Below are 21,453 nucleotides of genomic sequence, written 5' to 3'. Positions count from 1 at the left end.
ATCTATATTCATTAAATCGTTCACATTAGACCCGTTTCTAACACAGCTATCATAATTTGATGACGTCCATGTCATGTAATCCACTTATGATTTGAATCAAAACAATAATACCAATTGCATTAAATATTTGCCCACTTGTACTTGTTAAAATTAACTAAAATGGCGTTGCTCTCAGTCCTAATAGCCAGCTATTAGTCAATCGAGCGCCTTGTTTTAGCTGATTTTCTCTACGCACAACAAGATCACTTACTTAATGTAATTGGTATAATAACTACGCGCCAGTGCTTGTTAAGAATATCCTCGCAGGGCAAGGCCGCATAGCTAATGAAATAGAAATAATTTTCTTAGGAAGCTAATTGTACTTGGTTACGACCATTATTCTTTGCGGCGTATAATGCGTTATCGGCACGCTCTATCAAGTTTTCTAGTACTTCGTTCGATCGTTTGACCGCAATACCAAATGACGCCGTCACAGGCTCAATACGTTCACCAGTGCGTTTATTACTAAAGGCCACTTTAGATAATTTAGTGCGAATGGTTTCGGCAATATCCTTCACATTATCTATCCCTAATTCAGGACACAATAATGCGAACTCCTCACCGCCAAATCGTACTGGCGTAACTGATTTTGGGCATTCTTGTTTTAACAACTTACCAACGAATTGAAGGATTTGGTCACCCATCAGATGGCCATGTGTGTCATTGAAGTTTTTAAAGCGGTCGATATCAATCATTACAACAGACATGGGCATGTCATCATTATGCGCATGTTGGGTAAATATCGACTCAAATACTCGTCTATTGGCAAGTCCCGTTAGCGCATCGGTAGAAGCTTGTGATTGAGACTCTTCTAACTCTTGCTTTAACGCATTAATTTCGGACTGTGCTTGGGCAAGTTGTGACTGAAAAGCTTCGTTAGTACTGCATAAACCACTCGCATTTGAACTCAGCTCGTTAAGTTTCTGTACCAATTCATCACTCAGGCCGGACGTTCCCAGCTCCATGATGTTTTCTTTAAGCGCCGATGAATAGACGGCAGTCTCTTGTGACGTTTTTTCGATGGTGCCAGATAAATCACTCACTAAATGAACAAGCGACTGTTGAATCTTATTGTTTTGACTCAGTTGGTCATCCGTTTGAATGATGTGCTCCAAAAATAACGACTCACTCACATCAACGGGACAAGTACCATAGCGGGAAACTGTATCTTCGAGTGCTTTATTTAGCGATGGGTATGCTTGCGAAAAATAACTATACCAAAGTGTATAATTGAGCGGATTGGGTACAATGTCATGCTCGACCATTTTCGGTACTGCTCGCCTAAGGTAATTAGCCGCTTGACTTGAATCTTCAGAAAATTTCAACGTAACCTCGATAAGATTAGGATAACAACATAGTTCCAACAACAGGAAGAAACTAATCTTTTTTTACGATCACAAGTTTACGGATAGCTCAGCCTTAAACAACCAACCTAAGTACCAACTAGTATCTCCATGTAATAATAAAGAACCATAAAATTGCAATATTTTGTTACACCTCTAAGTGTAGTTAGCTCATAATGTCGGCTTCTCTTGAATATCTATTTTAGAGTAATCAATAAATTTCCATTTTAAAACAGCAATTTACTTACTAGACCTTGGTCTAACACACCATCCTAGTTAGCCCGTCTAGATTTGTAACATTTTGATTACAACCCGCTGTTTACTAGGCTTTATTGATTTTTAAGAAGCGTTTATTCTCACATCCCAAAAATACTATTTAGACTAAGGTCTTGATTCCCATACCTAGCATGCTTGCTAGATTAACTTTCGTAACTCCAACATAACTATTAAACAAAAGGGGGCAGTTATATGAGTTTCGAAAACAAAGAGCAGGCTGAAGGTTATTGGAAAGAAAACCTGAAGATTATGCTGAAATTATTGGCGGTTTGGTTTGTTGTATCTTATGGATGCGGCATTTTATTTATTGACCAACTCAATGAAATTACTTTCATGGGGTTTAAGTTAGGATTTTGGTTTGCCCAACAGGGAGCCATGTATGTCTTTATTGCCTTGATTTTCATCTACGTCAAACAGATGAACAATCTTGATAAAAAATATAACGTAGAAGAATAGGAGCGATAAGATGGATGTACAAGTATTAACCTATATCATCGTTGGTCTAACGTTTGCGATGTATATTGGTATCGCGATCTGGGCCCGCGCGGGATCAACGAAAGAGTTTTATGTTGCTGGCGGTGGTTTACCACCCGTAATGAACGGAATGGCAACAGCGGCAGATTGGATGTCAGCAGCGTCATTTATTTCATTAGCAGGTATCGTGTCATTTACCGGCTCTGATGGTCTAGTGTATCTATTAGGATGGACTGGCGGTTATGTATTATACCAATTGCATTAAATATTTGCCCACTTGTACTTGTTAAAATTAACTAAAATGGCGTTGCTCTCAATCCTAATAGCCAGCTATTAGTCAATCGAGCGCCTTGTTTTAGCTGATTTTCTCTACGCACAACAAGATCACTTACTTAATGCAATTGGTATTACTGGCGTTATGTATGGTGCCATATTTACGTAAATTCGGTAAATTTACAGTGCCTGATTTCATTGGCGATCGTTACTACTCTGACACAGCACGTATTGTAGCCGTGGTCTGTGCAATATTCATATGTTTTACCTACATAGCAGGTCAAATGCGTGGTGTTGGTGTTGTATTCTCTCGCTTCTTAGAAGTAGAAATCGAGACCGGCGTTGTGATCGGTATGGCCGTAGTATTCTTCTACGCAGTACTAGGTGGTATGAAAGGCATTACTTATACGCAGGTAGCGCAATACTGTGTGCTTATCTTCGCATTCATGGTACCAGCAATCTTTATCTCGGTGATGATGACTGGTAATCCAATTCCGCAGATTGGTTTTGGTAGTGAAATGGTTGATGGATCTGGTTATTTACTTGCTAAACTCGATGGTTTATCCGAAGAGCTAGGATTTGGTGCTTATACCGAAGGGCGAAAATCAACATTAGATGTATTCTGTATCACTGGTGCATTAATGATTGGTACCGCTGGGCTACCCCATGTAATCGTGCGTTTCTTTACTGTTCCTAAAGTAAAAGATTCACGTATTTCTACAGGTTGGACACTAGTATTTATCGGTATTATGTACACCACTATTCCAGCATTATCATCATTTGCACGTGTGAACATGATTGAAACAATCAATGGTCCAACAGTTCAAATGCAAGATGGCTCTAAAGTTTATGGCCAAGGTACTTCATACGCCGACGCACCTAGCTGGATTAAAAACTGGGAAAAAACTGGCCTAATCACATTTGATGATAAAAATGGTGATGGCAAAATGTTCTACTCAGGCGATGAACGTAATGAAATGAAAATTGACCGTGACATCATGGTACTAGCGAACCCTGAAATTGCTGATTTACCAGCATGGGTAATCGCGTTAGTTGCCGCCGGTGGTCTAGCCGCAGCGCTCTCAACATCTGCTGGCTTACTATTGGTTATCTCAACGTCGGTTTCTCATGATTTAATCAAGAAAACATTACGTCCTGATATTTCAGACAAGCAAGAGTTAATGTGGGCAAGTGGTGCAGCAGCAGCGGGTATCATAATGGCTGGTTACTTTGGTATTAATCCGCCGGGCTTTGTTGCTGCAGTAGTTGCTTTTGCCTTTGGATTAGCCGCTTCATCGCTCTTCCCAGCTATTATCATGGGTATCTTTAGCAAGAAGATGAACAAAGAAGGTGCGATCGCAGGTATGATTACTGGTCTGTTATTCACAGCCACTTATATCATTTATTTCAAATTTGTGAATCCAACAGGTAATACCAATTGCATTAAGTAAGTGATCTTGTTGTGCGTAGAGAAAATCAGCTAAAACAAGGCGCTCGATTGACTAATAGCTGGCTATTAGGATTGAGAGCAACGCCATTTTAGTTAATTATAACAAGTACAAGTGGGCAAATATTTAATGCAATTGGTATAACACCGCTGACAACTGGTTATTTGGTATTTCTCCAGAAGGTATCGGTACTATTGGTATGCTAGTTAACTTTGGTACTGCATTTGCTGTGTCGAAAGTAACGGGTGATGTACCGCAAGATGTTGTAGATATGGTCGACTCTATCCGTGTTCCTAAAGGTGCCGGTGAAGCTCACGATCACTAATAGATAGTCTTTTATTACTATGTAAAAACCAGCGCTAGTCGCTGGTTTTTTATTATGCATGCTTTATTAATAATTCCACGGCAGCGCCGATGATTATTAACAACAAACCGCTGAACAATAGCAGCATTGCTCGATAGAGCATGCGTCTAAACCGCTGTTCATCGTTCATGACATTCAATGTTTAGCCGATATGAGCTAAACCTCTCATGTACGGACGAAGTGCTTCAGGAACAGTTACTGTACCGTCTGCTTGCTGGTTGTTTTCTAAAATAGCAACCAAAGTACGACCAACCGCTAGACCAGAACCATTAAGTGTATGAACTAGTTCTGGCTTGTTCGTTTCTTTGTTGCGGAAACGCGCTTGCATACGACGCGCTTGGAAATCACGCGTGTTACTACACGAAGAAATTTCGCGATAACAATCTTGCGTTGGTAACCACACTTCTAAATCATAAGTTTTAGCCGCTGTGAAGCCCATATCACCTGTACATAACAATACTTTACGATACGGCAGCTCTAACAATTGAAGAATTTTCTCAGCGTGGCCGGTTAGCTCTTCTAATGCCGCGTCTGATGTTTCAGGTTTAACGATTTGCACCATTTCCACTTTATCAAATTGATGCTGACGAATTAAGCCTTTAATATCACGGCCGTATGAACCCGCTTCACTTCTGAAACATGGCGTATGGGCTGTAAATTTAAGTGGCAGCGCTGACTCTTCAACAATCTCATCACGCATTAAGTTAGTTAGCGGAACCTCAGCCGTTGGGATAAGACTTAAGCCTGTACCCTCTTCATTCGCCGGATTAGTGTGGAATAAATCCTCACCAAATTTAGGTAACTGACCAGTACCACGTAAGCTATCGCTGTTAACAAGATACGGTACGTAAGTTTCGGTATAACCATGGTTATCAGCGTGTTGATCAAGCATAAACTGCGCAAGTGCACGGTGCATACGAGCTACTTGGTTCTTCATCACGACAAAGCGTGAACCGGTCAGTTTAACTGATGCTGCGAAATCTATTCCGCCAAGCGCTTCACCAACATCAGCGTGATCTTTCACTTCAAAATCAAACGTACGTGGCGTGCCCCAACGTAATACTTCAACGTTATCATCTTCGTCTTTACCAAAAGGTACTTCGCTATCTGGTAAATTTGGTACGCCCATAGTGATATTATCGATATCGCCCAAAAGTGTTGCTAACTCAGCTTTTGCCGCGTCAAGTTGATCGCCTAATTCGCCAACTTCAGCAAGTAATGGTGCAATGTCTTCACCACGTGCTTTTGCTTGACCAATTGACTTAGAACGGGAGTTACGTTGCGCTTGTAATTCTTGCGTGGATACTTGTAATACTTTACGACGCTCTTCAAGCTGCGCTAGGGCATCAGTATCTAATTCATAACCACGTTTTGCTAAACGCGCTGCTGTTTCTTCTAACTCTATTCTAAGATATTTAGGATCTAACATGTTTCTTCCACTGTTTTCTTGCTGTTAAATTTGTTTTTAATTATTTGTTGCCTAACCACAACCCAATACACACCGCGCTTAAACACAGTAATAAATTGAAAAGAATGTTTAATGTTGCTTTTTGAAACTCACCGGCTTGGAGCATTAACACTGTATCGAGTGAAAATGTCGAAAACGTCGTGAACGCCCCTAAAAACCCAACACCTAAGGCAATTCTTGCTTGTGGCATTAACGATTCACTTTCAACAAGGGAAAATAATAACCCCATTAATAGTGAACCTACAAAATTGGCGATAAGTGTACCAAATGGAAAGCCTTTACCAAACACATTAATTGCCAATTGTGACAATCCATAGCGAGAAATTGCGCCCAATGCACCGCCAAGGCCAATTAGTAGTAAATTATTCATAGCGCTTGATGTCACTTTGTTGATTTAATTGCTTTAAATAGTTGAGTTTATCCGCAATTTTACTTTCTAAGCCGCGATTGGTTGGTTGATACACTTCAATGTCTTTTATTTGAGGGGGTAAATAACTCTCACCTGCGGCAAATGCATTTTCTTCATTATGGGCATAGCGATATTCTTGCCCATAACCAAGCTCCCTCATTAATTTGGTAGGGGCGTTACGTAAATGATGTGGCACTTCAAAATCACTTTCTTTGGCCACCAGCGCTTTCATATCACTAAACGCCATATAAACAGCGTTACTTTTTGGCGCACACGCCAGATAAATAACCGCTTGTGCAATGGCACGTTCACCTTCACTTGGCCCAACGCGATGAAAACAATCCCACGCGCTCAAAGCCACTTGCATCGCTTTGGGATCTGCATTACCAATATCTTCAGAGGCAATAGCCAATAATCGCCTGCCCACATAAAGGGGGTCACCGCCTACCGCTAACAAACGGCAAAACCAATACAAGGCACCATCTGGTGACGAGCCTCGAATTGACTTATGAAGTGCTGATATTAAATCGTAATAAAGGTCGCCTTTGTTATCAAACTGGCTAACTTTGTCGCCACAAACTTGCGATAACATCGCCAGATCAATAGCTCGACCATCACGCATGTCCATGAGCAGTTCTAGGTAATTAAGCGCCATTCGGGCATCACCCTGCACCACGTTAGCAAGGCCTGTTAATACATTATCATCTAAGGATATTTTCTCTTTACCAAAGCCGCGCTCTTGATCTGCCAGCGCTTGTACCACGAGTGCTTTAATATCGTCGTTTTCAAGTTTTTTAAGTAAATAAACACGAGCTCGAGATAACAACGCATTATTGAGCTGGAATGATGGGTTCTCAGTGGTCGCACCGACAAAAATTACCGTACCGTCTTCAATGTAAGGTAAAAACGCATCTTGTTGCGATTTATTAAAGCGGTGTACTTCATCGACAAACAGGAGCGTTCGGCGCGATTGCGATTGCGCCACTTGTTTGGCACTTTCAATGGCGGCGCGAATCTCTTTAACACCCGATGTTACTGCGGAAATACGCTCAACATGAGCATCGACATAATGAGCAACGATCTCTGCCAAAGTAGTTTTTCCAGTGCCTGGTGGCCCCCACAAAATCATCGAGTGCGCGCGACCAGCTTCTAAGGCTGTGCGCAGCGGCTTACCCTCACCTAAAATATGCGATTGACCAATATATTGTTCAAAATTTGTCGGACGCATACGAGCAGCAAGCGGCTGAAAGTCAGGCGAAAAATCAAATGGCAAGCTACTCACAGGTCTTATTTAGCTCCGCGCTGATCGTCAAAGTCGACACCTTCTGGCATATCAAACTTGAAAGCATTAGCATCAATGGCGGTTTGATAATCAAAATTATTAAACACAAAATGACTTGTTTGACCTTGCGCATCGAGAATATCTAACGCGGCAATTTTATTATCGCTAAAAGACATTACAATCTTTTTGGTGAGGTTTTTAGGATCTTTAGGCTTCACTTCATAACGCTCGCCATTCTTTTTAACATCAAACAATAACCAGGCTTCATCACTTTGATTAGCAATAAGCCACAAGGGTGATTGCGTCATGGTGCTATCGAGATCCAACGCGCTTACCTGCTCAACGAAAGGGTTGTAAATCCACACGCTTTGACCGTCAGAGACGACAACTGACTCATCAGGCTCATTTGTGACCCAGCGAAACATGTTCGGTTGCGACATTTTCATTGAACCAGTGGCTTGTTGAATTTCTTGCCCTTTGTTATCAACAACTGTTTGAGAGAAGTTCGCTGCAAATTGGTTATAAACATTAAGCTTACTGCGAAGTTCCTTAGATGCGCTGTCTAATACATTCTTCTTGTGCAGCTCAATGTCTTTCATTGGTGGCTGAGTCGCCAACGTCGATGGCGCAACAAACCCCGTTATAGACAGTGATAAAACGAGTGTTAATAGTGACTTTTTCATAATACTTCCTTTAATTCTTTGGCGCTGGCGGCGCTAATACTTCGCGCGTGCCATTGTGGCCTGGTGAACTTACGACGCCGCAAGCTTCCATTTGTTCAATCAATCTAGCGGCGCGATTGTAACCAATCTTGAATTTACGCTGCACGCTAGAAATTGAGCCTCGACGGGTTTCGGTCACAAAAGCAACGGCCTCATCGTAAAACTCATCGTTTTCTTCGTCGCCTTCTACCGCTTCACCTGGCAGTAAAATAGCTTCATTACTTTCACCGGATAAAATGGCATCGATATAATTCGGTTTACCGCGTAATTTCCAATCATCAACCACTTTGTGGACTTCATGATCGTCAACGAACGCGCCGTGAACACGAGTAGGAACACCCGTACCCGGTGGTAAATACAACATATCACCCTGCCCTAATAGCTGCTCGGCACCTTGTTGATCTAAAATAGTGCGAGAATCAACACGCGACGATACTTGAAAGGCAATACGCGTTGGAATGTTTGCTTTAATAAGGCCGGTAATAACATCGACTGACGGACGTTGGGTCGCTAAGATCAAATGAATCCCTGCAGCACGCGCTTTTTGTGCGATGCGGGCAATAAGCTCTTCGACTTTTTTACCAACAATCATGATCATGTCAGCAAATTCATCAACGATAACCACGATGCTTGGTAGGGTTTCTAACAGCGGCGCGGTTTCATCCATGCTATCGCCCGCTTTCCATAGCGGATCAGTTAGTGGCTCACCCGCTTCTATGGCCGCTTTCACTTTGGCGTTATACCCTGCAAGATTACGCACACCAACCGCTGATAACAATTTGTAGCGGCGCTCCATTTCACCCACACACCAGCGCAGCGCATTAGCTGCTTCTTTCATGTCGGTGACCACTTCAGATAATAGATGTGGGATCCCTTCGTATACTGAAAGCTCAAGCATTTTCGGGTCAATCATGATCATGCGAACTTCGTCAGGCGTAGATTTATAAAGCAATGACAAAATCATCGCGTTAACGCCCACAGATTTACCAGAGCCTGTTGTACCAGCAACCAATAAGTGAGGCATCTTGCCTAAATCAACAACAACCGGCATACCGGCGATATCTTTACCCAGTACCATTGTTAAGGGTGATTTATTGTTAGCGAACTTTTCACTGGACAGGTTTTCACGCAAGTAAACAATTTCACGATTTTCGTTGGGAATTTCTAGCCCAATCACGCTTTTGCCAGGAATGACTTCCACCACCCGAACACTCAGCGCTGACAATGAGCGAGCCAAATCTTTAGAAAGACCTGAAATTTTGCTCACTTTAATACCTGGTGCTAAATCCAATTCAAAACGGGTGATTACAGGACCTGGGAACACATCAACCACGTTCGCAATGATATTAAAATCGAGTAATTTAGCTTCAACTAACCGTGATACGCGATCTAAGTCTTCTTGTGCTATCGGGTTAATTAACTTTTTAGGCGCGTCTAATAATTCAAGTGATGGCAACGGCGTCGTTGAGCGGCGCACTGGCGGCAATCCATCAATCGTTCCTTTGCCTTGCTCGACTTCAACCACTTTAGGTTGCACAGCAGCAATGGCTTGGGCTAGTTCAGCCGTCGATGGCGATTCATTCTCATGGTGCAATTGAGATGATGGCTTATCATCTGGGCGTTGATACATTGTTAAGTCAATGTCGACATCTTCATTTGCTGCACTAAAAGACGGCAGGTCACTATGTTCTTCTAGCGCTTGTGAAGCACTATTCACACCAGTAGTTGGCTCTAGCTTAATCTCTTGAGGTAATTCTTCAGCATCATCTAATGAAATCTTAGGCTCTTGAATATTCCGTATCTGCGGCGCTTCTAATTGTTGTGCTTCGCTTTCAATAGTTATCGGCGATACTTCTTCAGTTAATTGCGGCGCTTCGTCATTTTCATCATTATCAGTTTGACGTTCACTGGTATTGATAAGACTTGCGCATCCCTTCACAATCCACATCACAATCGCGAGTACAACAGCACCAGTGCGTTCTACGACTTGCATCCAACCAATACCGGTCATCAAGGTAAGTCCAGCAGCAATAAAGCAAACCAATAATAAGGTCGTTCCGATGAAGTTAAAGTTAGGTAACATGGCATTAGCGATGATATCGCCAATGATCCCTCCCGCAGAAAATGCTTGGTGAATATCATCAAAATTGATACTCGCCGTTGCTAAAATGCCAAAGGTCGTTAAAAAGAAACCGATAATACGTAAGCCCATCGTAAAAAAATCTATTTCTCGCAATCGATGGTGCGCTTTAAATAACACATAGCCTAAACCAGCAAGCAAGAATGGTAGGCTGTAAGCCAAAATACCAACGCTCACAAATAGAATATCCGCCAAATAAGCACCAGCATTACCCATCCAGTTTTTAGCGAGTTCATCGCTGGCAGTTTGGGTCCACGCTGCGTCGCCAGCATCAAAGCTATATAACGCCAATAATAGATACAATGATAATAAGGTTGATGTCACGATGCTCGCTTCTAAAACGCGTTGCATGCCAGTAACAGGTTGTGATGTTGTCGATGCAGAAGAATTACTATCCATAATATGCTCGTTTTCTATTGCTGGGGTATCAGCCAACTGTTTGGTGGATTCATTATTATTGTGAGAAACCAAGGCTGAACTCCTGTTGAACAGTTGCGTAAATAACGTAATGATTTTATTTATTAAAATTAAGCGCGAATTATCGGCTTACGATACAAAATTTAGGGTGTAATTGCCATGTTTACGATGCTAATTGCTGTTAGTCCACACAATTTAATTTGAAATAGGTAAATTTGTTGAATATTTAACCTCCTCCATGACGACATAGGTGCGGGAATCCTTAATATCAGGTAAAGATAATAAGGTTTCGTTGAGTACTCCACGATAAGTCGACATATCCGATACGCGAGTTTTCAGTAAATAATCGAAATCACCAGACACCAAATGACATTCAAGAATAGTATCTAATTGTTGTGCTGCTTGATTGAATCGGTCAAACACATCAGCACTACTACGATGTAACTTGATTTCGACGTAAACTAAAAGCGATGCATCTACAGCCGTCGGATCTAACAACGCTGTGTACTGTCTTATTACGCCATTACGTTCAAGCCGCTTTACCCGTTCTAAACAGGGTGTTGGGCTCAGCCCGACACATTTTGCTAATTCAACATTCGAGATTCTGCCGTTATTTTGTAACTCACGTAGAATGTTTTTATCAATGCGATCAAGTTCCATAACCTCATCTGACCTCTTATTGCAGTATAAAAAACTAATTAAACCATATTTCGCAGAACATTTCGCTAAAAATGTCGATCATTAACCTAAATTAAAGACAAAAATTTCATAAGAACTTTCATATAATATTCGCATTGAAATCACATCCCATTAATAAGGTAAAAATATGCATATCGGTGTACCAAAAGAAATAAAAAATCACGAATATCGCGTAGGTATGGTTCCAGCAAGCGTTCGAGAGCTTGTTCAAAATGGTCATAGTGTTGTTGTTGAAACTAATGCTGGTGTTGGCATCGGTTTTTCTGACGAAGACTATATTAATGTAGGCGCGACTATCTCAGAGACTGCCAAAGCAATCTTTGATGCGGCAGACATGATTGTAAAAGTAAAAGAGCCTCAACCTGTTGAGTGTGCAATGCTTCGTGAAGGCCAGATTCTATTTACTTACCTTCACCTTGCCCCTGACTTACCGCAAACTCAAGCATTAATCGACTCTAAAGCTGTTTGTATCGCTTACGAAACAGTCACTGATCGCAATGGTGGTTTACCACTATTAGCACCAATGTCAGAAGTTGCTGGTCGTATGTCTATTCAAGCTGGCGCTCAAGCACTAGAGAAATCTAATGCAGGACGCGGTATGTTATTAGGCGGCGTTCCAGGTGTTGAACCTGCAAAAGTTGTTGTCATTGGCGGCGGCATGGTTGGTAACAACGCGGCACAAATGGCGGTTGGTCTGGGCGCTGAAGTCACTATTTTAGACCGTAGCATCGATACATTACGTCGCTTAAATGTTCAATTTGGTAACACAGCGAAAGTACTTTACTCAACAGCTGATACGCTAGAAAAAGAAGTATTAGCAGCTGACTTAGTGATCGGCGGCGTATTAATTCCTGGTGCAGCAGCACCTAAATTAGTCACCAAAGAGCACATCGCTGCGATGAAGTCTGGCGCCGCTATTGTTGATGTTGCAATCGACCAAGGTGGTTGTATTGAGACATCTCACGCAACAACTCACCAAGATCCAACATACATCGTCGATGAAGTTGTTCACTACTGTGTTGCTAACATGCCGGGTGCAGTACCGCGTACTTCAACGTTTGCACTTAATAATGCAACACTGCCGTACATCATCGAATTAGCAAACAAAGGTTATAAAGCCGCGTTATCTAGTAACCAAGATTTCTTAAATGGTCTTAATGTTATTGACGGTAAAATCACTTGTGAAAGTGTTGCTATTGCTCACGGTATGGATTTTGTTGCGCCGGAAGTTGCTATTGCTTAATTGCTAAAGAGCATCAGGTGTAAATATTAAGAGCCAGCTTTACGCTGGTTTTTTTATGCACTTAATAAGCTATAACGTATAACATATTGTGCCCCTGCCTTGATATCCCTATACTTAGCCCCATATAAATTCATATTACTAATGACGGCGCTTATTTTGCGTCGCAATTGCATTATTTAGGAGTTATTTCGATGAGTGAAGTAAAACATTGCCAGCTATTAATTTTAGGTTCTGGTCCTGCTGGTTACACAGCGGCTGTTTATGCAGCGCGTGCTAACTTAAAACCTGTTTTAGTGACAGGTATTCAGCAAGGTGGTCAATTAACTACGACGACTGAAGTAGAGAACTGGCCTGGCGATGCAAATGATTTAACAGGTCCTGCACTAATGGATCGTATGAAAGAACATGCTGAAAAATTTGATACTGACATTGTTTTTGATCACATCAACAAAGTAGATTTCTCTAAGCGACCATTCACCCTAACTGGTGATAATCAAGTATTTACTGCAGATGCTGTTATTTTAGCAACAGGCGCATCAGCTAAGTACATCGGCTTACCATCTGAAGAAGAATTTATGGGTCGCGGTGTATCAGCCTGTGCAACCTGTGATGGTTTTTTCTACCGTGGTAAAGAAGTGGCAGTAGTAGGCGGCGGTAACACGGCTGTTGAAGAAGCGCTTTACCTTGCTAACATCGCGTCTAAAGTGCATGTTGTGCATCGTCGTGAAACATTCCGTAGTGAAAAGATTCTAATCGATCGCTTAATGGAAAAAGCGGCGAACGGTAACATTGAGTTGCATCTTAACTCGACATTAGAAGAAGTTGTTGGCGATCAAATGGGCGTTACTGGTGTTAAGTTACAAGGCACTAACGGCAATACCGATAGTGAACTTGCTGTTGACGGTGTGTTCATTGCTATCGGTCATCAACCGAATACGGGTATATTTGAAGGCCAATTAGAGATGGAAAATGGCTACTTAAAAGTACAATCAGGCCTTGCTGGAAATGCCACTCAAACGTCAATTGAAGGCGTATTTGCAGCTGGCGACGTATTTGACCAACATTACCGTCAAGCGATTACTTCTGCGGGCAGTGGTTGTATGGCAGCGTTAGATGCTGAACGATTCTTAGACGCACAGTAGTCTCAAAGCGTATTTAGCGACTTGTTGCCCCAGCGCCGCTAAACACAGTTGTATTACACCTAAAAAAGCCCCAACAACTTTTCTGCTGGGGCTTTTTATTTGAGGAATTTTATAGCTTAGTTATCTAAATTTTGTCGATAAACACGCCAGTCTCAAAATACACTAATCTCACTTTATCATTAGCGCGATAGACACGACCACTTTGTGTTGACAGGATAATCGCTTGGCGTTTGCCATTCGTTAATTTTACTTGCAGTTCGGTAAGACGTATTTTGATACTACTTTTTAGCTCGTTCCCTTCAATCTTCTTTTGATTGTGTGCCAAAATTGTACTTAAAACTCGTTTAACATCGTCACTAGATCCATTGCCGTATTGATATCCTAAGGCACCACAAAGTAATGAATTACCAAATAACGCCCAGTTTCGATTTCGATCACGCTCTAAGTCTTGTTCACTTAGTTGCCTAATACTTGATACAACGGCAGATTCCACCTTTGAAATAAGAATGTTTTTATCACTAGCCACAGCTTGGCCTAGCGAGCCAATTGCGCCAATAAATATCAAAAAAACCACAAAAACCAATCGTTTCATTAAGCTCTCCATGTGCTATACGTAGATCATAGTATATTATAGTGTAATAAAAATTAACGGTTAACGCACCTATTCTTCACTATGAGTCAACTTACGCTGCTGAAAATGGATAATATCGACTTTCCTCCCGTCGAATTAGCAATGAACGAGCCGGATGGTTTATTAGCCATTGGTGGAGATTTATCTGAGGAAAGATTACTAAACGCTTATTTTCATGGAATATTTCCGTGGTTTAATGAAGATGATCCTATTATGTGGTGGTCGCCGAGTAAGCGTTGTGTCATTGATTGCAATGAGTTTCATGTCAGCAAATCATTTAGAAAGTTTTTAAGACAATCAACTATCCGCATCACGATTAATAAGCAGTTTAACAACGTAATAAATTATTGCCGTCAGCCGCGCAAAGATGAACTAGGTACTTGGATAGATGACAAAATGGCTAATGCCTACAGCAATCTTCACTATCAAGGCCACGCCCATAGTATTGAAGCCTGGCAAAACGACCAACTCATTGGTGGTCTGTATGGAATATTTATCAACAATACGTTTTGTGGCGAATCAATGTTCTCCTTAGCACCTAATGGCTCTAAGGTGGCTTTACTCGGCCTTAGCCAGTTTCTTAAGCAGCACAATGTCTCAATGATAGACTGCCAAATTGAAAACCCTCATTTAATGTCTCTTGGCGCTAAATTGATTTCGCGCCACGCATTTGTTGAACATCTTTCCAATACATTACCAAGTAAAATTGATTGGCAGTCTCAGGAGATAACTATTGTCTGAATTAGAGCAACTAACGCTTGGCTTGACACAAGCAGGAGATTGCAGTTATTTACCGAGAGAGTCTGAACGCCTCTTGGTCGTGTACCCTAATCAACAAATTAACAGCTATCTATATCAGCAGTTAATGGAAAGAGGGTTCAGGCGCGGCGGCAATGATGCGTATCGTCCACACTGCGAGCAATGCAAGGCATGCCAAAGTATCCGCATCAAAGTGGATGATTTTAAAGCCAGCAAGAGTCAAAAACGTGTTATTAGCAAAAATAAGTCTATTCGAATAAAATGGGTGACCTCTCCGTCACAAGACTACTTTCCTCTCTACAGTAAGTATATAAGTCTTCGGCACCAAACAGGCAGTATGTATCCGCCACAAATAAGTGCATTAGAAACATTCACTCAATGTGATTGGCTTAATATCGGCTTTTTAGAGAGCTATGTCGATGACAAACTCATCGGTGTTGCGGTGACTGATATCTTGGGTAATGGATTATCAGCAGTATATACTTTTTTTGATCCTGAATTTGAACATCTTTCACTAGGTAAATTTCACATTCTGAAACAAGTTGCCCAATGCAAACAGTTAAACCTTGAATATTTGTATCTTGGCTTTCAAATTGATGACTGTAATGCGATGAATTATAAGCAACAATATCGCCCAAATGAGCGCTTCATCGACAATAGATGGATTAAATACAAAAATTAGCGTCCAAACCTTTACACGGCGTCGTAATTAGTTCATCATTTGCGCCCATAAATTAGCACTGATAATGATTGCTTAATAGTTAAACAATTTTAATCTAAAGATGACAGGAATAAGTCTGTAATGGCAAAAGAAGACAACATTGAAATGCAAGGTACTGTGTTAGACACATTACCTAATACCATGTTCCGCGTAGAATTAGAGAATGGTCATGTTGTGACAGCTCATATTTCTGGAAAAATGCGTAAAAACTACATTCGTATTTTAACTGGCGATAAAGTAACGGTTCAATTAACACCTTACGACTTAACAAAAGGCCGCATCGTTTTCCGTGCGCGTTAATTGTTTCCTATAAATAATTTCAATATGAAATTATTTGTAAAAAAAAGCCCATCATTGATGGGCTTTTTTGTAGCTATTAGAAACTAACGGTTATACCAATTGCATTAAATATTTGCCCACTTGTACTTGTTAAAATTAACTAAAATGGCGTTGCTCTCAATCCTAATAGCCAGCTATTAGTCAATCGAGCGCCTTGTTTTAGCTGATTTTCTCTACGCACAACAAGATCACTTACTTAATACAATTGGTATTAGTTGATCTCTTCATGCTTTTCTTGTGGCACATAATCAAATGCTAGCGCATCGTTCTTAATGCTCACTGTTACGGTTCCACCTTGAGCCAGTTTACCAAAGAGTAATTCATTGGCCATTGGCTTTTTCAATTCTTCTTGGATAACACGAGTCATTGGACGTGCGCCCATGGTTTTGTCATAACCTTTATTAACTAACCATAAACGCGCTACTTTATCGACATTTAGCGTTACGGCTTTCACATCAAGTTGTGCTTGCACCTCAACAATAAACTTGTCGACCACTTGCTCGATAATTGATTGTTCAAGGCTATTAAACCAAACAATAGAATCGAGACGATTTCTAAATTCAGGCGAGAATACACGATTAATTTCCTGCATTGCATCAGTCGAATGATCTTGAGCTTGGAAACCAATTGATTGACGCTCAGTTTGCGTCACACCAGCATTAGTCGTCATCACGACAATAACGTTTCTAAAATCAGCTTTACGGCCATTATTGTCAGTTAGGCTACCATGGTCCATCACCTGTAATAACAGGTTATAGACGTCGCTGTGTGCTTTCTCAATCTCATCAAGTAATACAACACTATGCGGGTGTTTACGAACGGCATCCGTTAATAGCCCGCCTTGATCATATCCAACATAACCAGGAGGCGCACCGATTAATCGACTCACTGTGTGACTTTCTAAATACTCAGACATATCAAAACGAATCAACTCGACGCCTAAACATTTCGCCAATTGCTTACAAACTTCTGTTTTACCCACACCTGTGGCACCAGCAAACAAGAAAGAACCAATTGGTTTGTCTTCATTACCTAACCCAGAGCGCGATAAACGAATTGCTGACGTTAATTTCTCAATCGCAGGGTCTTGACCAAACACAACAAGTTTTAAGTTACGATCAAGATGTTGCAACAGCGTAATGTCAGATGACGATACCGATTGTTCAGGAATACGCGCCATTTTAGCAATGATGGTTTCGATATGTGGAACATCAATGACATTGTCATCTTGTTCGTTACGCGTCATTGCGTGTCGGGCACCAGCTTCATCCATTACATCAATGGCTTTGTCTGGTAAAAAGCGTTCTAAGATGTACTTATCTGATAATTTAGCTGCTGCTTGCATTGCTGCACGCGTATAAGTCACATTATGATGTTTTTCGTAACTAGGTTTTAGTCCCATTAGGATATCTGTCGTGTCTTCAATTGTCGGCTCTACGACATCTATTTTTTGGAAACGACGTGCTAACGCTCTATCCTTCTCAAAAATACCACTAAATTCTTGATACGTTGTCGAACCAATACAACGCAATTTACCATTGGATAATAGTGGTTTGAGCAAGTTAGATGCATCTAACATGCCGCCAGAGGCAGCGCCGGCACCGATAATCGTATGTATCTCGTCAATGAACAAAATCGCATCAGCCTGTTTTTCAAACTCTTTGAGCACAGATTTAAAACGTTTCTCAAAGTCGCCGCGATACTTAGTTCCCGCTAAAATCGCCCCCATATCAAGCGAATAAATAACATTATCTTTGATCACATCGGGCACATCATCTTTAATGATTCTAAAGGCTAGCCCCTCAGCAATTGCTGTTTTACCGACACCAGCTTCACCGACTAACAATGGATTATTTTTACGGCGACGTGATAACACTTGTACAGTACGCTCGACTTCACTCGCCCGGCCAATTAACGGATCTATTTCACCAGCTGATGCTGATTCATTCAAATTAACAGCGTACTTGGTTAATGCATTTGCTTTACTGGCGTCATCCCCACCTTCACTCTGTTCAATACCTGGAATAGGATCCTGTTCTTCGTCTTTAGAGACCCCATGAGAAATATAATTAACCACATCAAGACGTGATACATCAGACTTTTTAAGTAAATAAGTAGCCTGTGATTCCTGTTCACTAAAAATCGCAACTAATACATTTTCGCCACTAACTTCACTGTTCCCTGACGATTGAACATGAAATACAGCGCGTTGTAATACACGTTGAAAACCTAATGTAGGCTGTGTTTCACGGTCGTTATCATCAACAGGGAGTAACGGCGTTGTTTCTTCAATAAAGGAAATAAGTTCTTGTTTAAGACTTGCTAAATTTGCACCACACGCATTAAGTGCATCTTTAGCTGATTCGTTGTCGATAAGGGCCAATAACAGATGTTCTACCGTCATAAATTCGTGACGTTTCGCACGTGCATCTCTAAAGGCGTTATTGAGCGTTAATTCTAGTGATTTATTTAACATAAGTTTCCCCTTTAAGATAAAGTCACTGTAACCAGCAATTATACTTCTTCCATTGTACATAATAGTGGATGACCGTTTTCACGAGCACAATCATTCACTTGGCTCACCTTTGTTTCTGCGACATCAGCACTAAAAGTGCCACAGGTTGCTTTCCCTTCCTGATGAATTTGCATCATCAGCTGATAAGCGGTCTCATCAGTTTTATTAAAATATACCCTTAGAACATCAATTACAAAGTCCATCGGCGTATAGTCATCATTATTTAAAACAACCTTGTACAACGATGGCGGTTTCAAATCCTGCTTTTGAGTGTCCTTCTCGAGCACTAACTCGTTATCATTAAACTCGCTCATATTCTAATTTTAGACTCTTTATAAAAATTGTGTGGAAAAATCAAAGAGATTTTATCAAAAAAAACTAATTATCGCTTGACTGAAAAATGAATTTGATTAACTATTTTAGTATAAAATTCGTATTAAAATCCAAGCTTAAATAGTTTTATATGAAATTATTATGAAATTAGTAGATATTTAGGTTGAGTGGATCAACAGTAAATCAGAAGGAATTGCTATTATGGCTACAGGCACGGTGAAATGGTTCAACAATGCAAAAGGATTTGGCTTTATCTGTCCGGATAACGGCGGTGAAGATATTTTCGCTCACTATTCGGTGATCGAAATGGAGGGGTACCGCACGTTAAAAGCGGGACAAGAAGTTAATTATGAATTACAAAGTGGTCCGAAAGGCGCACATGCGGAGAAGATTAGTCCAATAGAAAATCAATAAAAACACCCATTGGGTAATCATCCATTCCCATGTGATGGGGCTGTTGTTACAATAGCCCTAATCTAACTCAATTATTTCATCTCAATGTCTCAGACGCGCTCACGTTTATCAATCAAACGCAAACCTACACCACAAAATACTCACGCTAAGCAACGCCATAGTAATGTCTCTAAACCCAAAAAGCCGCAAGGACCAACCAAGGTTATTTTATTCAATAAACCCTTTGATGTTTTGTGCCAATTTAGTGGTGGCGAAGGGAGAGAAACGCTTGCGGATTACGTTGATGTCAAAGAAGTGTATGCCGCTGGCCGCTTAGATCGTGACAGCGAAGGCCTGCTATTGTTAACCAATGACGGTAAATTGCAGTCAAAAATCACCGAACCAACCAATAAAATGGCTAAAACCTACTGGGTACAGGTTGAAGGTATTCCTAGCGATGATGCAATTAAGCAATTAAGTCAGGGCGTTGTATTAAAAGACGGGTTAACCCGACCAGCACAAGTAAAAATCATCGAAGAACCCAATACGTTGTGGCCAAGAAATCCACCAATTCGAGAACGTCAATCTATCCCGACATGCTGGCTTGAGCTAACTATCACCGAAGGACGCAATAGGCAGGTTAGGCGAATGACTGCGCACATAGGACATCCAACGCTACGTCTTATTCGTTACCGCATTGGACAATGGAGTCTCGATGGTATTGACAAGGGGCAGTGGCAACAAATAAAAGGCTAATCGACGCCTAAGATATCATTAATTCGTCTACCCAGTGCTAAATCTTTGTGATAGAATTTGCGCCCGAAAAATGCCAATCATTTGTTAACTTCATCACACTATTTTGTTGATTTGAATTTAATAGGTGATTTATATCACAATCAGTAGGGTTTTAATGTTAGACAACGCAAGCAACGCATCCAAAAAAGTCATTGTCGGAATTTCCGGCGGTGTTGACTCATCTGTATCAGCTTATTTATTACAACAACAAGGCTATCAAGTCGAAGGGTTGTTTATGAAGAACTGGGAAGAAGACGACACTGATGAATATTGCTCTGCCGCTGAAGATCTAAAAGACGCACAAGCCGTCTGTGAAAAATTAGGCATCCCATTACATAGCATCAATTTCGCTGCAGAGTATTGGGACAACGTATTTGAGTATTTCCTTGAAGAATACAAAGCAGGTCGTACGCCTAACCCAGATATCATTTGTAATAAAGAAATTAAGTTTAAAGCGTTTTTAGAATTTGCCGCCGAGGCATTAAATGCTGATTACATAGCGACGGGTCATTATGTTCGCCGCCGTGAAGTTAACGGCCAATGGCAATTATTACGTGGACTCGATGAAAATAAAGATCAAAGTTACTTTCTCTATACGCTTGGTAGCGAGCATGTCGGACAAACACTATTCCCTGTTGGTGAGCTAGAAAAGCCTGAAGTACGCCGAATTGCTCTTGAGCAAGATTTAGTAACGCATAACAAGAAAGACTCAACGGGTATTTGTTTTATTGGTGAACGTAAATTTAAAGACTTTTTGGCCAAATATTTACCAGCGCAACCTGGTATTATCGAAAGCTGTGAAGGTGAAGAAATTGGTAAACACGATGGCTTGATGTATCACACGCTGGGCCAACGTAAAGGGCTACAGATTGGCGGTTTATCTAACCATGGTGAAGCACCGTGGTATGTAGTTGACAAAGATGTTGCTCGTAACGTGCTTGTTGTTGGTCAGGGTAGTGACCACCCTCGCCTGTTTTCCAATGGCTTATTAGCAAGTCAAACGCATTGGACAGACCGCTTGGGGCCACAGCAAATTGCTAAACTAACCGTAAAAACACGTTATCGCCAAACCGATATTCCTTGTACTGTTTACCCAGCAGGTCCCGATCAAGTACGCGTTATCTTTGATGAGCCACAAAGCTCTGTAACGCCTGGTCAATCGGCGGTATTTTACGATGGTGAGGTCTGTTTAGGCGGCGCAATCATCGATGAAGTTATAAGGGATTAA

The 21,453-nt window shown here is 41.1% G+C and carries 19 protein-coding genes and 3 pseudogenes; 12 read left to right on the top strand and 10 right to left on the bottom strand.

Going from position 1 to position 21,453, the window contains the following annotated elements; genetic code table 11:
• Positions 1-344: 344 nt before the first annotated feature.
• The gene (locus tag ACMAZF_RS08185; protein ID WP_435276885.1) at positions 345-1,364 is read right to left on the bottom strand and encodes a GGDEF domain-containing protein; all 1,020 of its coding nucleotides are present in this window, start codon (positions 1,362-1,364) and stop codon (positions 345-347) included.
• A gap of 486 nt (positions 1,365-1,850) precedes the next feature.
• On the opposite strand from ACMAZF_RS08185, the gene ACMAZF_RS08180 reads away from it, so the two are divergent.
• From ACMAZF_RS08180 to ACMAZF_RS08165, 4 genes and pseudogenes are all read left to right on the top strand, one after another.
• Positions 1,851-2,114: a DUF4212 domain-containing protein gene (locus ACMAZF_RS08180; protein ID WP_435276884.1), complete on the top strand. Its 264-nt coding sequence runs from the start codon at positions 1,851-1,853 to the stop codon at positions 2,112-2,114.
• Between the two features lie 10 nt (positions 2,115-2,124).
• A pseudogene (locus ACMAZF_RS08175) lies at positions 2,125-2,376 on the top strand (sodium:solute symporter family transporter); the annotation flags it as partial.
• Positions 2,377-2,536: 160 nt separating this feature from the next.
• Positions 2,537-3,841, top strand: a pseudogene (locus tag ACMAZF_RS08170) (sodium:solute symporter family protein); the annotation flags it as partial.
• A 154-nt stretch (positions 3,842-3,995) separates the two neighbouring features.
• A pseudogene (locus tag ACMAZF_RS08165) lies at positions 3,996-4,178 on the top strand (cation acetate symporter); the annotation flags it as partial.
• A 181-nt stretch (positions 4,179-4,359) separates the two neighbouring features.
• Here ACMAZF_RS08165 and serS read toward each other — a convergent pair.
• From serS to lrp, 6 genes are all read right to left on the bottom strand, one after another.
• The gene (gene serS, locus ACMAZF_RS08160; RefSeq protein ID WP_435276883.1) at positions 4,360-5,646 is read right to left on the bottom strand and encodes a serine--tRNA ligase; all 1,287 of its coding nucleotides are present in this window, start codon (positions 5,644-5,646) and stop codon (positions 4,360-4,362) included.
• A 40-nt stretch (positions 5,647-5,686) separates the two neighbouring features.
• A complete protein-coding gene (gene crcB / locus ACMAZF_RS08155; RefSeq protein WP_435276882.1) occupies positions 5,687-6,055 on the bottom strand; it encodes a fluoride efflux transporter CrcB in 369 nt (122 codons plus the stop codon).
• A complete protein-coding gene (locus ACMAZF_RS08150; protein WP_435276881.1) occupies positions 6,048-7,376 on the bottom strand; it encodes a replication-associated recombination protein A in 1,329 nt (442 codons plus the stop codon). Before ACMAZF_RS08150 ends, crcB begins: the two co-directional genes overlap by 8 nt.
• A 5-nt stretch (positions 7,377-7,381) precedes the next feature.
• A complete protein-coding gene (gene lolA, locus ACMAZF_RS08145; protein WP_435276880.1) occupies positions 7,382-8,059 on the bottom strand; it encodes an outer membrane lipoprotein chaperone LolA in 678 nt (225 codons plus the stop codon).
• Between the two features lie 10 nt (positions 8,060-8,069).
• A complete protein-coding gene (locus ACMAZF_RS08140) occupies positions 8,070-10,637 on the bottom strand; it encodes a DNA translocase FtsK (protein WP_435277208.1) in 2,568 nt (855 codons plus the stop codon).
• 213 nt (positions 10,638-10,850) lie between these two features.
• Positions 10,851-11,354: a leucine-responsive transcriptional regulator Lrp gene (lrp, locus tag ACMAZF_RS08135; protein ID WP_435277207.1), complete on the bottom strand. Its 504-nt coding sequence runs from the start codon at positions 11,352-11,354 to the stop codon at positions 10,851-10,853.
• Between the two features lie 127 nt (positions 11,355-11,481).
• Here lrp and ald point away from each other — a divergent pair, with 127 nt between their 5' ends.
• Both ald and trxB read left to right on the top strand, forming a co-directional pair.
• Positions 11,482-12,597: an alanine dehydrogenase gene (ald, locus tag ACMAZF_RS08130; protein ID WP_435276879.1), complete on the top strand. Its 1,116-nt coding sequence runs from the start codon at positions 11,482-11,484 to the stop codon at positions 12,595-12,597.
• A 191-nt stretch (positions 12,598-12,788) separates the two neighbouring features.
• Entirely contained in the window at positions 12,789-13,739 is a 951-nt protein-coding gene (gene trxB / locus ACMAZF_RS08125; RefSeq protein WP_435276878.1) for a thioredoxin-disulfide reductase, read from the top strand.
• Positions 13,740-13,863: 124 nt separating this feature from the next.
• Here the strand turns inward: trxB and ACMAZF_RS08120 are convergent, their stop codons facing one another.
• Positions 13,864-14,331, bottom strand: a complete 468-nt coding sequence (locus tag ACMAZF_RS08120) for a hypothetical protein (RefSeq protein WP_435276877.1) — start codon at positions 14,329-14,331, stop codon at positions 13,864-13,866.
• Between the two features lie 81 nt (positions 14,332-14,412).
• On the opposite strand from ACMAZF_RS08120, the gene aat reads away from it, so the two are divergent.
• The 3 genes from aat to infA all read left to right on the top strand — a co-directional run bounded on the left by aat (position 14,413) and on the right by infA (position 16,150).
• Positions 14,413-15,111, top strand: a complete 699-nt coding sequence (gene aat, locus ACMAZF_RS08115) for a leucyl/phenylalanyl-tRNA--protein transferase (protein WP_435276876.1) — start codon at positions 14,413-14,415, stop codon at positions 15,109-15,111.
• Complete coding sequence (locus ACMAZF_RS08110; RefSeq protein ID WP_435276875.1) at positions 15,104-15,811, top strand: arginyltransferase; 708 nt, start codon at positions 15,104-15,106, stop codon at positions 15,809-15,811. Before aat ends, ACMAZF_RS08110 begins: the two co-directional genes overlap by 8 nt.
• A 120-nt stretch (positions 15,812-15,931) precedes the next feature.
• Positions 15,932-16,150, top strand: a complete 219-nt coding sequence (gene infA, locus ACMAZF_RS08105) for a translation initiation factor IF-1 (RefSeq protein WP_239437038.1) — start codon at positions 15,932-15,934, stop codon at positions 16,148-16,150.
• A 250-nt stretch (positions 16,151-16,400) separates the two neighbouring features.
• Here the strand turns inward: infA and clpA are convergent, their stop codons facing one another.
• Both clpA and clpS read right to left on the bottom strand, forming a co-directional pair.
• Positions 16,401-18,665 (bottom strand): ATP-dependent Clp protease ATP-binding subunit ClpA, encoded by a 2,265-nt coding sequence (gene clpA / locus ACMAZF_RS08100; protein WP_435276874.1) that lies wholly within the window; start codon positions 18,663-18,665, stop codon positions 16,401-16,403.
• 38 nt (positions 18,666-18,703) lie between these two features.
• Positions 18,704-19,018, bottom strand: coding sequence for an ATP-dependent Clp protease adapter ClpS (gene clpS, locus ACMAZF_RS08095; protein WP_435276873.1), 315 nt, complete (start codon positions 19,016-19,018; stop codon positions 18,704-18,706).
• Between the two features lie 220 nt (positions 19,019-19,238).
• On the opposite strand from clpS, the gene cspD reads away from it, so the two are divergent.
• From cspD to mnmA, 3 genes are all read left to right on the top strand, one after another.
• Complete coding sequence (gene cspD / locus ACMAZF_RS08090) at positions 19,239-19,451, top strand: cold shock domain-containing protein CspD (RefSeq protein ID WP_435276872.1); 213 nt, start codon at positions 19,239-19,241, stop codon at positions 19,449-19,451.
• Positions 19,452-19,535: 84 nt separating this feature from the next.
• Complete coding sequence (locus ACMAZF_RS08085; protein WP_435276871.1) at positions 19,536-20,186, top strand: pseudouridine synthase; 651 nt, start codon at positions 19,536-19,538, stop codon at positions 20,184-20,186.
• Between the two features lie 154 nt (positions 20,187-20,340).
• Positions 20,341-21,453 carry a tRNA 2-thiouridine(34) synthase MnmA gene (gene mnmA, locus ACMAZF_RS08080; RefSeq protein ID WP_435276870.1) on the top strand — a complete coding sequence of 371 codons (1,113 nt, stop codon included), beginning with the start codon at positions 20,341-20,343 and terminating at the stop codon, positions 21,451-21,453.

Origin of the sequence: Psychrobium sp. nBUS_13 (assembly GCF_051201665.1) — a bacterium.
In the GTDB taxonomy this organism is placed as follows: Bacteria; Pseudomonadota; Gammaproteobacteria; order Enterobacterales; family Psychrobiaceae; genus Psychrobium.
This window is presented reverse-complemented; position numbering and strand designations above follow the sequence as displayed.

What these genes read in the sequence shown, in the direction of transcription:
- ACMAZF_RS08180 (WP_435276884.1), top strand. Translation starts at nt 1,851, where the DNA reads ATGAGTTTCGAAAACAAAGAGCAGGCTGAAGGTTATTGGAAAGAAAAC.
- serS (WP_435276883.1), bottom strand. Translation starts at nt 5,646, where the DNA reads ATGTTAGATCCTAAATATCTTAGAATAGAGTTAGAAGAAACAGCAGCG.
- crcB (WP_435276882.1), bottom strand. Translation starts at nt 6,055, where the DNA reads ATGAATAATTTACTACTAATTGGCCTTGGCGGTGCATTGGGCGCAATT.
- lolA (WP_435276880.1), bottom strand. Translation starts at nt 8,059, where the DNA reads ATGAAAAAGTCACTATTAACACTCGTTTTATCACTGTCTATAACGGGG.
- ACMAZF_RS08140 (WP_435277208.1), bottom strand. Translation starts at nt 10,637, where the DNA reads ATGGATAGTAATTCTTCTGCATCGACAACATCACAACCTGTTACTGGC.
- ald (WP_435276879.1), top strand. Translation starts at nt 11,482, where the DNA reads ATGCATATCGGTGTACCAAAAGAAATAAAAAATCACGAATATCGCGTA.
- trxB (WP_435276878.1), top strand. Translation starts at nt 12,789, where the DNA reads ATGAGTGAAGTAAAACATTGCCAGCTATTAATTTTAGGTTCTGGTCCT.
- ACMAZF_RS08120 (WP_435276877.1), bottom strand. Translation starts at nt 14,331, where the DNA reads ATGAAACGATTGGTTTTTGTGGTTTTTTTGATATTTATTGGCGCAATT.
- aat (WP_435276876.1), top strand. Translation starts at nt 14,413, where the DNA reads ATGAGTCAACTTACGCTGCTGAAAATGGATAATATCGACTTTCCTCCC.
- infA (WP_239437038.1), top strand. Translation starts at nt 15,932, where the DNA reads ATGGCAAAAGAAGACAACATTGAAATGCAAGGTACTGTGTTAGACACA.
- clpA (WP_435276874.1), bottom strand. Translation starts at nt 18,665, where the DNA reads ATGTTAAATAAATCACTAGAATTAACGCTCAATAACGCCTTTAGAGAT.
- clpS (WP_435276873.1), bottom strand. Translation starts at nt 19,018, where the DNA reads ATGAGCGAGTTTAATGATAACGAGTTAGTGCTCGAGAAGGACACTCAA.
- cspD (WP_435276872.1), top strand. Translation starts at nt 19,239, where the DNA reads ATGGCTACAGGCACGGTGAAATGGTTCAACAATGCAAAAGGATTTGGC.
- ACMAZF_RS08085 (WP_435276871.1), top strand. Translation starts at nt 19,536, where the DNA reads ATGTCTCAGACGCGCTCACGTTTATCAATCAAACGCAAACCTACACCA.
- mnmA (WP_435276870.1), top strand. Translation starts at nt 20,341, where the DNA reads ATGTTAGACAACGCAAGCAACGCATCCAAAAAAGTCATTGTCGGAATT.